Source organism: Agrobacterium sp. rho-13.3 (genome assembly GCF_033957765.2).
GTDB lineage: Bacteria > Pseudomonadota > Alphaproteobacteria > Rhizobiales > Rhizobiaceae > Agrobacterium.
In genome coordinates, this window is record NZ_CP192774.1 from 679,979 (window position 1) to 692,507 (window position 12,529).

Consider the following 12,529-nt stretch of genomic DNA (forward strand, 5'->3'; position numbering starts at 1 on the left):
TTATGTCTCCGTTTGATAGACCTTGCCGATAATGTAGTTGGGGGTGAGATCATCGCGGTAATACAGCCGCGCAATCATTTCCGCCAGAATGCCTGTGGTGATGAGCTGGACGGAGGAGAGCAGCAGCACGACGCCGACCATCAACATCGGCCTTGTGCCGATATCGTTGCCGAATATGAATTTGTCGATGAACAGATAGGTCAGGATGACGCCTGCCAGCCCACCAAGCCCAAGACCCAGCGAGCCGAAGAAGTGGCCCGGCCGTGCCTTGTAGCGCATGAAGAACATCACCGACAGCAGATCCAGAATGACCCGGAACGTGCGGGAAATGCCGTATTTCGACGCGCCATATTGCCGTGCATGATGCGTCACCGGCATTTCGCCGATACGCGTGCTTGGCACGACACCGGCGACCCAGGCCGGGATGAATCGATGCATCTCGCCCATCAGCTTGACCTGCTTGATGATGGAGGAGCGGTAGATCTTCAGACTGCACCCATAATCATGCAGGCGCACGCCGGTGATCTTGCCGATCAGCCGGTTGGCGATCCATGAGGGGATTTTGCGCAGGAAAAGTCCGTCCTGACGGTTCTTGCGCCAGCCAACCAGAAGATCGAGTTCGCGCCGCTCCAGTTCCGAAACGAGCATCGGAATGTCTTTCGGGTCGTTTTGCAAGTCGCCGTCGAGCGTGGCAATCAGACGACCTTGCGCCGTATCGATGCCCGCCTGCATGGCTGCCGTCTGGCCGAAATTGCGCTGCAATGCAACGATTTTGAGGTCCAGACCGCTGCGACAGAGGTAACTCTTGGCATCGGCGACGGTGGCATCCGTGCTGCCATCGTCCACAAGAATGAGTTCCCATGACGATGGATAACTCGCCATGGCTTCGATGATGCGTTCGATCAGTGGACCGACGCTTTCCTCTTCATTGAAGATTGGAACGACAAGCGAAAGTTCAAGCGCTTCTGCCGTCGAGAGTTCGGTTTCAAGTCCGGCAGTTGTCGGCACGAGCGCTTTCTCCTAAGAAGGCGACAGAGAGTTATTCAAATTAGCCGGATAGACTGCACGCCGGTGTTTGTCCAGCAAAGCGACAGGCCATATGAACAAACCTGATACCGTGACCAGCGCCACGTGGCTTTCCCGCAACGCAATGGCACTTCTGACGATCATCATTCTCATGGCCTATGCCGGGTTCATCCAGTGGGTCTGGGGCTGGAACACCATCATTCTGGTGTGGGAAGAGGTGGGGCTGGCACCGATATGTGCAGCGCTGGCACTGCTGTTGGCGACCTATTTTCTACGCACATGGCGTATTTACGATTATTTTCCGCACCAGACGGCAGGGCATTTTGCGCGGCTGTTTCGTGTTGTGCAAATTCACAATCTGCTCAACATCATGCTGCCGTTTCGGTCTGGCGAAACCAGCTTTCCGCTGCTGATGAAAAAGGAGTTCGACGTGCGGCTCGCACGCGGAACCTCCGCCTTGCTGGTGATGCGGCTGTTTGATCTGCACGCGCTTCTGGCCGCTGCGGGGCTTGGGTTGATCCTGGAGAAAAACACCGTTCCGGTCCGGGGGCTCTGGGTTGTTTTTCTGCTTTTGCCTGTTGCTGCCTTTGCTGCGCGAGGTCCGGTGTTCAAGCTCGCCCATCATCTCGCTCCCCAAAAAGCAAAAACGATCATTCATGAATTGCAGGCGGGGTTGCCTGTGGATGGCCGCGCATTTCTGCGCGCATGGGGCGTTACCATTATCAACTGGTTTGTGAAGATCGCGGTCCTGGCCTGGGTGCTGGTGCTGATGGGCAGTTTGAGCTTGCCCGCGGGCTTCGGCGGCGCACTGGGGGGAGAGCTTTCCTCCGTGCTGCCGGTCCATGCCCCCGGCGGTGTCGGAACCTATCCGGCAGGCATAACCGCAGGCGCAATCGGCTTTGGCGCGTCCTCCGATGAGGCCGCACTGCTATCGCTCGGAAAAGCGGCGGTTAACCTGCATTTGCTGGTCGTTTTGTCTTCGCTGATCGGCACAGCTCTGGCGCTATTCGTGCCTGCACGGAAGTAGCTATGCGATTTGAAGACCGAGATGCTCCGCCATCGGCTCGAAATCCCGGTCGGCGTGCAGCAGGTGATGACCGTTTTCGATGCAATATGTGCCGATGATGAGATCGGTGGTTTTTCTGATGGTAATGCCGCGTTGACGAAGGTGTCTGTAGTTCTGTGCCGCTTTAATAGCCATGGGCGGTGACGACATGGCGCTGCAAGGAAATGCCCGTAACTGCCGTTGCAGGTGCTCGGCATGGCGGTCGGTTTGCGCCCCCTGAAGAACCTCAAGCAAAATAATGTCACCGATCATGATGAGACCGCGTGGTATGTAGGAGCGTAATTTCTCCGTGACGTCATCATCCGAGTTGCGAATGAGAGAGATCCATACCGACGTATCGACGACGATCATTTGTGTTGCTCGAGGCTCCAGTCGACCCTGGGCGTCCAGTCATTGCGCATCTGTTCAAGGTCGCCGTCCCAGCCAATGCCGCGAAGAGCTTCAAGGGCGCTTTGTTGTCTGCGAATACGCACAAACTCTTCCAAAGCACGCTGCACGGTGGCTTTTTTCGTGGACAAGCCGGTGATTTCCATCGCCTCGGCAATCAACGCGTCATCAAGTTCGATATTGGTGCGCATGGTCAAAGTCCTTGGTGTATCGATTTTTAAAATCATACACCAAGGAGGTTCTGGCAGCAAATATTACTGAAACGCCGTCTCGTAGAAGCTTCTAAGCTTGCGGGAGTGCAGGGTTTCTTTCTGCATGGCGGCCAGCTTTTGCACGGCGCGGATGCCGATTTGCAGGTGTTGAGACACCTGCGTGCGGTAGAACTCTGTCGCCATGCCGGGCAGTTTCAACTCACCATGCAGCGGTTTATCGGATACGCAGAGCAGTGTGCCGTAGGGCACGCGGAAGCGGAAGCCGTTGGCGGCTATCGTGGCCGATTCCATGTCGAGCGCGATGGCGCGCGCTTGCGACAGGCGTTTGACCGGCCCGGCCTGATCGCGCAGTTCCCAGTTGCGGTTGTCGATGGTGGCGACGGTGCCGGTGCGCATGATGCGTTTCAGCTCGAAGCCTTCATAACCGGTGATTTCCGCAACGGCACCTTCCAGCGCCATCTGCACTTCTGCCAAGGCGGGAATTGGAACCCAAACCGGCAGGTCGTCATCCAGAACGTGATCTTCGCGCATATAGGCGTGCGCCAGCACATAATCGCCCAATCGCTGGCTGTTGCGCAGGCCTGCGCAGTGGCCAACCATCAACCATGCATGGGGTCGCAACACGGCAATATGGTCGGTGATCGTTTTGGCATTGGAAGGGCCAACGCCGATATTGACCAGCGTAATGCCCGCATGACCCTTTTTCTTCAGGTGATAAGCAGGCATCTGCGGCAGGCGGCCCAGTGTCATGTCGGTTATCGGCCGGTCGGAACCCGCCAGCGTCACGATGTTGCCCGGCTCCACGAATTCCGTGTAGCCCTCGCCACCATCCGCCATCATCTTTCGCGCCCATGTGGCGAATTCATCGATGTAGAACTGGTAGTTGGTAAACAGCACGAAGTTCTGGAAATGGTTTGCGCTGGTGGCCGTGTAATGGCTGAGGCGCGCCAGCGAATAATCGATGCGTTGCGCAGTAAATGGCGCAAGCGGGGCCGGCTCTCCCGGAACCTGATCATATTCGCCATTGGCAATCAGGTCATCGGTGTTGTTGAGGTCGGGCGTGTCGAACAGATCGCGCAACGGCACATCGGCCAGCGACGATGCAGCAGACGCTTCCACAAACGCACCTTCGCCAAACGCAAAATGCAGCGGAATGGGCGTGGCCGATTCGGCAACCGTTACCGGAACACCGTGGTTCTTGATCAACAGACCCAGCTGCTCTTTCAGATAATGCCTGAAAAGCTGCGGGCGGGTGATGGTGGTGGTGTAGACGCCGGGCGCTGATACATGACCGTAAGACAGCCGCGAATCCACATGGCCGAAACTTGCCGTTTCGATGCTGACCTGCGGATAACAGGCGCGGTAACGGCCCTCGATCGGCTCGCCTTTGGCGAGGTCCGTAAAGGACTTTATCAGGAAGTTCGTGTTGCGCTCATAAAGCGCGGTCAACGCATCGACGGCGTCTTTCGGGTCCGTAAAAGTCTGCGGCGCGAAAGGCTCTGGCGTGATGAAACCTAGGGGCGGAATCGTGTGCTTTGCTATTGTCATGGCCTATTATAGAGAGCCAATTTAGACAGGCAAGCGACAGAAATATGTGCGTTTGAAAAACAAACAGGAAATCGTTGATAGCGGCCAAAATGACCGTGTCGCGGGCTCCATACCGGCGAGGTGCCCGCGCATTCCAGACAGCATCGTTTCGTTTACAATGTGATGTGGCAGTTGCTGGAAAGGCTGTGCTGGCAAGCCATGGACGCGCCCACATTCACGCGCTGAAAACTGCGGTTCGGGTTGATCACCAGCGACGCAAACGACATGGCGAAAATCGCCATCAGAAGTACGATGATTGTGCAACGCCGTATCAAGATTGCCATATCCATTCCCCTTTGCATCATGCTTCCCCTCATGTTGAACACGAGATTGCCACAGTGGGACTGAACCGATGCTGAGGGTCAGGTTCATTTCGGGTTCAGGGTCGTTAATGGGATCGGGTGGGTTGCCTCCCTTATGCATGACGTTTTAGGACATGTGGATTGAAGCGCTGGACGATCGGTTTCAATCCGTTGGCAGAGGCCAGCGTAAAGGTCCAAAAACCATATGACGAATAAGGACATGATGTGAAAATTATCAAAGTGCTGACGATGGTTGCCATCATCATTCTGGGAGTGTTGGGCTGGCGCTGGTACAGCTATGTCACCAACGCGGAAAGCCCCTATAACGAGGTGGGTATCGAGCTGAACAGCCGTATGCCATCTCCGATCAGAAAATGGGGATGTGACAAACTGCACGAAACATTCGGGAACGTGCTGCCGCCTTACGGATGTCAGGCCGACGGAAATGGCCAGCAGTGGCTGTGATATTCAAGGATTGCTCTCACAACGGGCCTTGACGCGCTGCTCGGCAATCAGGTCGAGGAAGGCGCGCAGGGGGGCGGGGACGAAACGGTTTGAAAAGTAAAGCTTCGGACCGTCAAACCCTGTCCACCATTCCGGCAGAACAGGCGACAGCGCGCCAGTGGCGAAATGGGGCGCCAGCCAGTTTTCAAACGTGTAAATGATACCATTGCCCGAGCAGGCAAAATCTATGGCGGACGCCACGGCATCGACGCCGACAATCAGACGGCCTTGCGGGTCGACCGTCAGGTCTTCACCGTCTTTCTCAAATTCCCAGTCCACGACTGCGCCGCTGGAAAATCTCAGGCGTATGCAATCATGGTTCAGAAGATCACGCGGATGGGCGGGAATTCCGTGCGTTTTGAGATAGGCAGGCGAGGCGGCAAGCGCCGATCGCTGGAAGGCTGGCCCGATCGGAACCGCGATCATATCCTGTGCCAGATGTTCGCCATAACGGATACCCGCATCGCAACCGGCGGCGGTCGCGTCCACCAGCCGGTTTTCAACCACGAACTCAACGCGCACGTCCGGGTGCCTCTGGAGGAAAAGCTCGATCAGCGGCGGCAATATATCAACCATGACGGCGCCAGGAACATTCAGTCGCAAAAGCCCACGCACGTCATCTTGAGAGCTTGCCGCATCCTGAAGTGCCGCTCTTGCTTCGTTGAACAGCGGGTTGAGGCGATTCGCTAGGGCTCTGCCTGCTTCTGTCGGTCGAACGCTGCGTGTCGTGCGCGTCAGCAACGGCACGCCAAGCGTCGCTTCCAGTCTGGATATTTTCTCACTGACGGATGAGGGCGATATGCCAAGCCGCTTTGCAGTCGAACGGAAACCGTCCGTCTCGCAGATGTCGAGAAAGATGGAGATGTCATCATAGCTTGGAACGTCATCATTGTTCGCCATGGCGATCAGACTATCCGCTTTGTGGCCGATTATCAAACGATGCTGAGCAGTGGTATAAATTGACCCAGGTTCAAAAACGCAAAACGATTTTCAACACCTCAAGGGACACCGAAAATGACCGGCAAGACAGTTCTGATAACAGGCGCAAACAAAAGCATCGGCTTCGAGACCGCTCGCCAACTCGGGCAGTTGGGCTACCGGATATGGCTGGGAGCCCGCGATGAAGAGCGCGGTAAGGTTGCGGCAGCGACGCTGGTGGCGCAAGGATATGATGTCCGGGCACTGGCCATCGATGTGACCGATGACGAGAGCGTAAAGGTCGCGGCCGCACGGGTGCAGAGTGAGGACGGCAAGCTCGATGTTCTCATCAACAATGCAGGTATTCTGGGTGGGGAGATGATCGCGCCAAGCCAGCAATCCGTCGATATCGTGCGCGAGGTTTATGAAACGAACGTGCTCGGCCCGATCCGGGTTACGCAAAGCTTCCTGCCGCTTCTTAAAGCCGCTGATGGCGCGAACGTCGTGATGGTCAGCAGTGGTCTTGGTTCGCTTGGCTGGCTGTCAGATCCCGACAACCAGTTCCACGGGATCAATGTCCTTGCCTATAACAGCTCCAAGACCGCACTCAATGCGGTGACGGTGGCCTTCGCCAAGGAGTTCTCGGCCTTCGGTATCCATGTGAATTCAGCCGATCCCGGCTACACCGCAACCGACTTCAACGGGCATTCGGGGTATCGAACGGTCGAGCAGGCAGGGAAGGGTATCGTGTGGTTGGCGGCACAGGACAAATCCGGTCCCACCGGCGGGTTCTATTTTGATGGAACCACCGTGCCCTGGTAATGACGCCCTGGTAATGGCGCCCTGAGAGTAAAGCCCACAAGCGACCCTGTTCGCTTGTGGGCCATTTTGTTTTTAAAGTCGCGACCATGTCTGTGATTTGCACAGTATCTTCAGCACGCAGCCCTTCATGCTCAGCGATGCGCCGGAAACGGTCCCGGTGCCGGAGTAGGTCTTGTCGTTTGCCGGGTCGGTGATTTCGCCGGAATAGCTGTTGCCGGTGCCGCTCATCTTGCCGATTTGTTTTCCGGCGTGTTTGCCGGTCTTCAAGGTGACGCAGAAAGCGGAGCCGCAGGGGGCGATGACGGCGGTTTCGCCGCTGGCCGTTTTCCAGTTGCCTTCGATTGCCTCTGCGGCAAAGGCCGTGCTGCCCATCAGAAACGCAGCAGTGGCAAGAATCATCATTCTTTTCATATGGACCTCCCAATCCAGCTTCGCCGGAACCCTGGTGATTGAGGCCCGGCGCTCGCAACTCCTCATGCGAATGCGCCGATTTATAATTTACGTGGACGTAAAAGGAAATATGCGTGAGGTCGAAAATCACCGCTTTTTCGCTGTTCCGTGCCTCGAAAAATCATCGTTCACAAAATGGCAGTTCGAGACGTGGTTAGGGAAGGGTTTAAATCCAGACGTAAATTTTTCGTAAAATTGTCTGGAAAGTCCTTAATTTCCGGGCCTTGTGATATTTAACAAAAACACAAGTTTACGGATCGTTTGGACTTTGTTTGCAGCCCATTAATCATGGATTTTAAGCGCCCGTTGAACCCCGTTTGGCATAGTGGGGACATCGAAAGAGCAGGGAAAACCTGCCAGCCGGAAGGACCGGAAAAGCCGCAGAAGACGGTACGGTCCAAACGGAAGGGCCTCTAAAAAGAGGCGAATAAACAAATGCTTAAGAGCGAAACAGGGATAGACGAAGATGGCACGCTTTGAAGTTCGCGATATCGAAATGGCAGTTGCCGGTGGCCAGAGCCGCGCCGATGTCTTCTGCAATCTCGGCCTGATTTATGCGACAGGCCGCGGCTGCCCGGTGAACCTCATTGCGGCCCATAAATGGCTGAACATCGCCGCGATAAAGGGGTCGGAACGGGCCGCAGCACTGCGCGCCGATCTTGCCCGCAACATGAGCAAAGCCGACCTCGCAACGGCCCTTCGTGCCGCCCGCGACTGGATGACAGTTCACTGAGATAAAATCGGCAATCCACGGCCGACATAAAAAGACAGAGCGATCCAAAGATCGCCAGACATTCCCCGGCTGGTTTCCTCCAGTCCCGGCCGGACATAACAAACATTATAAATAAGCAGCTTATAACGCTGACACATCAAACCGTGACCGGCAGAAACAAGGCCGGCACGGTTTTTTATTGTTTGAAATTGGGGGGGTGATCCGTCAGCCCAGTGCTTTCAGCACCTGTGGCAAGGCGTCTGCAAACAAATTCAGCTTGTCATCGGGCGCTGCACTCACGCGGATGCAGCGGTTGAGCGGCTCCACACCCGGCATACGGATGAAAACGCCGTGCTCCATCAGACCATCCACGATGGCTCTGGCGTATGCGCCGTCCTTGTGGCAATCGATGGTCACGAAATTCGTGGCGGAGGGCAGGGGCGACAGGCCGTTTTGGCGGGCGATGGTGGAGATGCGCTCGCGGGCATTGGCGATGCGTTTCACCACATCGCGCAAATAGGCCTGATCCTTCAACGCGGCGAGTGCTGCGGCGACGGAGATGCGCGACATGCCGAAGTGATTGCGGATTTTGTCGAAGGCCTGCGCATTTCCCAATGTGCCGATGGCATATCCCACGCGTGCGCCTGCCAGCCCATACGCCTTCGAGAAGGTCCGCATCCGTAGCACATTGGGCATACCAATCATGGCGCGAACGCTGGGAATGGCGCTTTCCGGGGCGGTTTCGCAATAGGCTTCGTCCAGCACCAGAAGGCAGGTGTCAGGCAGGGCTTTGGCAAAGGTCAGCACTTCGCTTGCTTCCCACCAGCTGCCCATGGGGTTATCCGGATTGGCGAAATACACCAGCGGCGCGTTTTCCTTGATCACGAGATCCAGCAGACCGTCCAGATTCTCGTGGTCGTCCAGATAAGGCGTCGTCACCAGCCGTCCGCCAAAACCATTCACATGGTAATTGAAGGTGGGATAACCGCCGAACGATGTCACGACCGGCGCGCCCGGCTCCACCACCAACCGCACGATTTCGCCCAGCAGGCCATCCACGCCATTGCCGATGGCAATATTTTCACGCGATACGCCATGATAAATGGCAAGCGCTTCCCGCAATTCGTAATTTTCCGGGTCGGCATACATCCATGTTTCTGTCGCAGCTTGTTTTATGGCGTCCAGAACCGAAGGGGCGGGGCCGAAACCGCTTTCGTTTGCACCGATGCGGGCCTTCACGGCAAGCTTGCGATTGCGCTCGATGGCCTCTGGGCCAACGAAAGGCACGGAAGACGGCAGCGAAGCGGCGAGCGGTGTAAAGCGCGAAAATGCGGACATTTCAGAGGGTTCCGTAATCCGTTGAAAGGAGGACTGTAATACAAGGCTGTGCGCGCAGTTCACCCCCCTCTGTCCTGCCGGACATCTCCCCCACAAGGAGGGAGATCGAATTGCGGCGACCTCTCATACACCTCCAACGTGGAGATTGAGGTGACGTAAGCTCGTCTTGCCAATCTCCCCACCTGTGGGGGAGATGCCCGGCAGGGCAGAGGGGGTGAGCCGCGCACACTGCCGTGTACGATGAACATGCACACAACAATAGAAACAAAATTGGCCCGCGCAAGGCGAGCCAGAAAAAATGCCCCTGTTTTGAAAGGGTTTTTCGTCGGTGCGCCGCGTCTTACACGGCCGTTTCAAAACTCAGACGGCGAATGTGGTGCAGGAACTCCGCATCGATCAACATGTTGAAGCCAACCGTTGCCTGCTCTTCTTCACGGCGGATCAGCGTGCAGCCGATCTCATCGCGAATGCCTAAAACTTCCAGATAAAAGTTGGCGGGCAAATCCAGATGCGGGCTGACTTCTATATCCGCCCCGTAAAGCGAAATCTTGCGAATGAGGCAGCGCATCGTATTCTTGGCGCTGAGGTGATGGCCAATGAAGGTGATCTTGCCGGGACGATCGATCGTGTATTTGTCATACATTTCGTCCTGCGGAACGGCGTCTTTGGTATCGATGTTTATATTCAGCGCCATGACAACCTCCCGATTGCCTTTTGTCTTCATGCAATCATACGCTCGCTTCATTGCCAGAAGCTGAACGAAAATGTTAAAATTCAGCCAGTTATGGCCTGTTTTGCCACACGGTGTTTCTCTGCGCGGTGGCGTCGTGCGTAACAACGTCTCTACGGAAATAAGGTTGCGCAAAGCTGTTGGCGCTGTGGTTTGGGCAGAACGTGCGGAGCCTCTAATGTGGTTGACGTGCGGCGTACTTGGCGTTACGCCTGCCATCATCTTATGATGTGAATGGAGCGGCAGATGGCGGGCAGACTGGTCATTGTTGGTGCGGGCCAGGCTGGTTTTGCGCTTGCGGCCAAATTACGCGCCCTGAAAGACGAAAGGCCGATGACCATTATCGGCTCTGAAGAGGTGCTGCCGTACCAGCGCCCGCCGCTGTCCAAGAAATATCTGATGGGCGAGATGAGCTTTGATCGCCTGCAATTTCGCGGGCCCGAATGGTTTGCCGAAAACAACGTCGAGGTCCGCCTTTCGACCTGGGTGGAAGACATAGACCGTTCTGCAAAAACCGTGCGGATGCAGGATGGCAGCACAGTCGCTTATGACAAGCTGGCGCTGGCGACCGGCTCAACGCCGCGCCGCCTGCCCGCAGGCGTGGGCGGTGATCTGGAAGGCGTGTTGACCGTTCGTGACAAGCGGGATGCTGACCGGCTGATGGAAGAAATGCAGCCAGGACGGAAGCTTCTGGTCATCGGTGGCGGTTACATCGGGCTGGAAGCCGCGGCTGTTGCACGCAAGCTGGGGCTTGAGGTGACGCTGATCGAAATGGCCGACCGCATCTTGCAGCGAGTCGCCGCCAGCGAAACCGCCACTATTATGCGCGACATTCATCTGGCCCATGGCGTTTTGATTCGCGAGAAAACTGGTCTTGTGAGGCTGATCGGCACGGATGGTCGTGTCAGCGCCGCCGAACTGTCCGATGGATCGGTGATCGATGTGGATTTCGTCATCGTGGGCATCGGTGTGACGCCCAACGACCGGCTGGCCCGCGAATCTGGCCTTGATGTGGGCAACGGCATTGTGGTGGATCAATTCACCCGCACATCAGACCCCGATATTCATGCCATGGGCGATTGCGCATTGTTGCCGCTGAATGAAGCGCAGGTGCGGCTGGAATCCGTGCAGAACGCGGTCGATCAAGCCGAGGCCGCAGCCCTTGTTTTGAACGGCGAGGAAAAGCCCTATCAGCCAAAGCCGTGGTTCTGGTCCGACCAATATGATGTGAAGCTGCAAATCGCTGGCTTTAATATGGGTTATGACGAGACCGTGCTTCGCCCCGGCCAGCGTGAGGGCAGCCACTCCGTTTGGTATTTCCGGCAAGGCCGCTTCATTGCGGTGGATGCGATCAATGACGCGAAAGCCTATGTCAGCGGCAAAAAACTGCTCGACACCGGCGTTGAGCCGAATCGCGCCATTCTTGCCGACCACTCTGCCGATCTCAAACTGCTGCTTGCCTGAAGGACTGCCAAATGACTGTGCCAGAAAACCGCTTCAAAACCGCCATCAGCCAGGGCAAGCCGCAAATCGGCCTCTGGCTGGATCTGGGGGAGGCCATTACGGCGGAGATTGCCGGCAAGGCCGGTTTCGATTGGCTGGTCATCGATGGAGAGCATGGTCCGAACGATCTGCGCAGTATTATTGAACAATTGCGCGCCCTTGCGACGTCGCCTGCCGAGCCGGTTGTGCGCGTGCCAATCGGTGAAAGCTGGATCATCAAGCAGTTTCTGGATGCCGGTGCGCGCACATTGCTGGTGCCGATGGTCGATTCGGCAGCGCAGGCCGAGGCGCTGGTTGCTGCCATGCATTATCCACCACGCGGCATTCGCGGCATGGGTGCCGCTGTTGCCCGTGCTTCGGGCTACAACACCATTGATCATTACGCAGAAACCGCCGCAGACGGGCTTTGCCTTCTGATACAGGCAGAAACCCGCGCGGCCATCGCCGATCTGGACAACATTTTGAAGGTAGACGGCGTTGACGGCGTTTTCATCGGCCCCGCAGATCTTGCCGCTGATATGGGATATCTGGGCCGGGTTGATGAGAAAGACGTGCAGGACACGATCGAAGCCGCGATTATCAAGATCGTCGCATCTGGCAAGGCTGCTGGCATCCTCACCTTCAACGAGACATTCAATAAGCGGTATCTGGAACTCGGCGCCACCTTTGTCGCCGTGGGCGCTGATGTGACGGAATTTGCCAACGCCCTCAAATCCCTTTCGGCTCGTTATAAGGGCGGGGTCGTTGCCAAAGCCTCCAGCTACTGATTCTGGTCAGTCGTCATTGCTGGCGTTGAGCTTTTCCGGCGAAATACCTTCCTCACCGGAAAACAGAAAGCCCTTCTGCAAAAGCCAGTCTCTCAAAATGCGCTGCACAGCCTCTTCGCGACCGATATCGTTCTCCTGAGCGAAGGCGGCGAGGGCGGTTTCTATCTCGTGAGTAAAGTTCATCGTATTTCTCCCCGTTACGTAA

Annotated in this window: 16 protein-coding genes; 6 read left to right on the forward strand and 10 right to left on the reverse strand. The window is 56.4% G+C overall.

Annotation, left to right across the window (positions count from 1 at the left end; all coding sequences use genetic code 11):
- Complete coding sequence (locus RMR16_RS03365) at window positions 1-1,008, reverse strand: glycosyltransferase family 2 protein (RefSeq protein WP_320199318.1); 1,008 nt, start codon at window positions 1,006-1,008, stop codon at window positions 1-3.
- 91 nt (window positions 1,009-1,099) lie between these two features.
- On the opposite strand from RMR16_RS03365, the gene RMR16_RS03370 reads away from it, so the two are divergent.
- The gene (locus tag RMR16_RS03370; RefSeq protein ID WP_320199319.1) at window positions 1,100-2,053 is read left to right on the forward strand and encodes a lysylphosphatidylglycerol synthase domain-containing protein; all 954 of its coding nucleotides are present in this window, start codon (window positions 1,100-1,102) and stop codon (window positions 2,051-2,053) included.
- Here the strand turns inward: RMR16_RS03370 and vapC are convergent, their stop codons facing one another.
- From vapC to RMR16_RS03390, 4 genes are all read right to left on the reverse strand, one after another.
- Window positions 2,054-2,443 carry a type II toxin-antitoxin system VapC family toxin gene (gene vapC / locus RMR16_RS03375; protein ID WP_320199320.1) on the reverse strand — a complete coding sequence of 130 codons (390 nt, stop codon included), beginning with the start codon at window positions 2,441-2,443 and terminating at the stop codon, window positions 2,054-2,056. It lies immediately after the preceding gene.
- A complete protein-coding gene (locus RMR16_RS03380; protein WP_320199321.1) occupies window positions 2,440-2,670 on the reverse strand; it encodes a type II toxin-antitoxin system VapB family antitoxin in 231 nt (76 codons plus the stop codon). Before RMR16_RS03380 ends, vapC begins: the two co-directional genes overlap by 4 nt.
- Window positions 2,671-2,733: 63 nt before the next feature.
- A complete protein-coding gene (gene amn / locus RMR16_RS03385) occupies window positions 2,734-4,239 on the reverse strand; it encodes an AMP nucleosidase (RefSeq protein WP_320199322.1) in 1,506 nt (501 codons plus the stop codon).
- Window positions 4,240-4,391: 152 nt separating this feature from the next.
- On the reverse strand, window positions 4,392-4,562 hold the full coding sequence (locus RMR16_RS03390; protein ID WP_320199323.1) for a hypothetical protein: 171 nt from the start codon (window positions 4,560-4,562) through the stop codon (window positions 4,392-4,394).
- A gap of 243 nt (window positions 4,563-4,805) precedes the next feature.
- On the opposite strand from RMR16_RS03390, the gene RMR16_RS03395 reads away from it, so the two are divergent.
- Window positions 4,806-5,045 (forward strand): hypothetical protein, encoded by a 240-nt coding sequence (locus RMR16_RS03395; protein WP_320199324.1) that lies wholly within the window; start codon window positions 4,806-4,808, stop codon window positions 5,043-5,045.
- Window positions 5,046-5,048: 3 nt separating this feature from the next.
- On the opposite strand, the gene RMR16_RS03400 is transcribed toward RMR16_RS03395, so the two are convergent.
- Complete coding sequence (locus RMR16_RS03400) at window positions 5,049-5,984, reverse strand: LysR family transcriptional regulator (protein WP_320199325.1); 936 nt, start codon at window positions 5,982-5,984, stop codon at window positions 5,049-5,051.
- Window positions 5,985-6,098: 114 nt separating this feature from the next.
- Between RMR16_RS03400 and RMR16_RS03405 the strand changes: the two genes are divergently transcribed.
- A complete protein-coding gene (locus RMR16_RS03405) occupies window positions 6,099-6,824 on the forward strand; it encodes an SDR family oxidoreductase (protein ID WP_320199326.1) in 726 nt (241 codons plus the stop codon).
- A 72-nt stretch (window positions 6,825-6,896) separates the two neighbouring features.
- Here RMR16_RS03405 and RMR16_RS03410 read toward each other — a convergent pair whose 3' ends face one another.
- Window positions 6,897-7,235, reverse strand: a complete 339-nt coding sequence (locus RMR16_RS03410; RefSeq protein ID WP_320199327.1) for a DUF2147 domain-containing protein — start codon at window positions 7,233-7,235, stop codon at window positions 6,897-6,899.
- Between the two features lie 505 nt (window positions 7,236-7,740).
- Between RMR16_RS03410 and RMR16_RS03415 the strand changes: the two genes are divergently transcribed.
- The gene (locus tag RMR16_RS03415) at window positions 7,741-8,007 is read left to right on the forward strand and encodes an SEL1-like repeat protein (protein ID WP_320199328.1); all 267 of its coding nucleotides are present in this window, start codon (window positions 7,741-7,743) and stop codon (window positions 8,005-8,007) included.
- A 204-nt stretch (window positions 8,008-8,211) separates the two neighbouring features.
- Here RMR16_RS03415 and RMR16_RS03420 read toward each other — a convergent pair whose 3' ends face one another.
- Both RMR16_RS03420 and RMR16_RS03425 read right to left on the reverse strand, forming a co-directional pair.
- The gene (locus tag RMR16_RS03420) at window positions 8,212-9,324 is read right to left on the reverse strand and encodes a pyridoxal phosphate-dependent aminotransferase (RefSeq protein ID WP_320199329.1); all 1,113 of its coding nucleotides are present in this window, start codon (window positions 9,322-9,324) and stop codon (window positions 8,212-8,214) included.
- Between the two features lie 340 nt (window positions 9,325-9,664).
- Entirely contained in the window at window positions 9,665-10,018 is a 354-nt protein-coding gene (locus RMR16_RS03425; RefSeq protein ID WP_413785975.1) for a hypothetical protein, read from the reverse strand.
- A gap of 282 nt (window positions 10,019-10,300) precedes the next feature.
- On the opposite strand from RMR16_RS03425, the gene RMR16_RS03430 reads away from it, so the two are divergent.
- On the forward strand, window positions 10,301-11,518 hold the full coding sequence (locus RMR16_RS03430) for an NAD(P)/FAD-dependent oxidoreductase (protein WP_320199330.1): 1,218 nt from the start codon (window positions 10,301-10,303) through the stop codon (window positions 11,516-11,518).
- An 11-nt stretch (window positions 11,519-11,529) separates the two neighbouring features.
- Entirely contained in the window at window positions 11,530-12,324 is a 795-nt protein-coding gene (locus RMR16_RS03435; RefSeq protein ID WP_320199331.1) for an HpcH/HpaI aldolase/citrate lyase family protein, read from the forward strand.
- A gap of 6 nt (window positions 12,325-12,330) precedes the next feature.
- Here RMR16_RS03435 and RMR16_RS03440 read toward each other — a convergent pair whose 3' ends face one another.
- The gene (locus tag RMR16_RS03440) at window positions 12,331-12,507 is read right to left on the reverse strand and encodes a hypothetical protein (protein WP_320199332.1); all 177 of its coding nucleotides are present in this window, start codon (window positions 12,505-12,507) and stop codon (window positions 12,331-12,333) included.
- Window positions 12,508-12,529: the final 22 nt, after the last annotated feature.

What these genes read in the sequence shown, in the direction of transcription:
- RMR16_RS03415 (WP_320199328.1), top strand. Translation starts at nt 7,741, where the DNA reads ATGGCACGCTTTGAAGTTCGCGATATCGAAATGGCAGTTGCCGGTGGC.
- RMR16_RS03380 (WP_320199321.1), bottom strand. Translation starts at nt 2,670, where the DNA reads ATGCGCACCAATATCGAACTTGATGACGCGTTGATTGCCGAGGCGATG.
- RMR16_RS03410 (WP_320199327.1), bottom strand. Translation starts at nt 7,235, where the DNA reads ATGAAAAGAATGATGATTCTTGCCACTGCTGCGTTTCTGATGGGCAGC.
- RMR16_RS03400 (WP_320199325.1), bottom strand. Translation starts at nt 5,984, where the DNA reads ATGGCGAACAATGATGACGTTCCAAGCTATGATGACATCTCCATCTTT.
- RMR16_RS03425 (WP_413785975.1), bottom strand. Translation starts at nt 10,018, where the DNA reads ATGGCGCTGAATATAAACATCGATACCAAAGACGCCGTTCCGCAGGAC.
- RMR16_RS03420 (WP_320199329.1), bottom strand. Translation starts at nt 9,324, where the DNA reads ATGTCCGCATTTTCGCGCTTTACACCGCTCGCCGCTTCGCTGCCGTCT.
- vapC (WP_320199320.1), bottom strand. Translation starts at nt 2,443, where the DNA reads ATGATCGTCGTCGATACGTCGGTATGGATCTCTCTCATTCGCAACTCG.
- RMR16_RS03405 (WP_320199326.1), top strand. Translation starts at nt 6,099, where the DNA reads ATGACCGGCAAGACAGTTCTGATAACAGGCGCAAACAAAAGCATCGGC.
- RMR16_RS03430 (WP_320199330.1), top strand. Translation starts at nt 10,301, where the DNA reads ATGGCGGGCAGACTGGTCATTGTTGGTGCGGGCCAGGCTGGTTTTGCG.
- RMR16_RS03390 (WP_320199323.1), bottom strand. Translation starts at nt 4,562, where the DNA reads ATGGCAATCTTGATACGGCGTTGCACAATCATCGTACTTCTGATGGCG.
- RMR16_RS03440 (WP_320199332.1), bottom strand. Translation starts at nt 12,507, where the DNA reads ATGAACTTTACTCACGAGATAGAAACCGCCCTCGCCGCCTTCGCTCAG.
- amn (WP_320199322.1), bottom strand. Translation starts at nt 4,239, where the DNA reads ATGACAATAGCAAAGCACACGATTCCGCCCCTAGGTTTCATCACGCCA.
- RMR16_RS03370 (WP_320199319.1), top strand. Translation starts at nt 1,100, where the DNA reads ATGAACAAACCTGATACCGTGACCAGCGCCACGTGGCTTTCCCGCAAC.
- RMR16_RS03435 (WP_320199331.1), top strand. Translation starts at nt 11,530, where the DNA reads ATGACTGTGCCAGAAAACCGCTTCAAAACCGCCATCAGCCAGGGCAAG.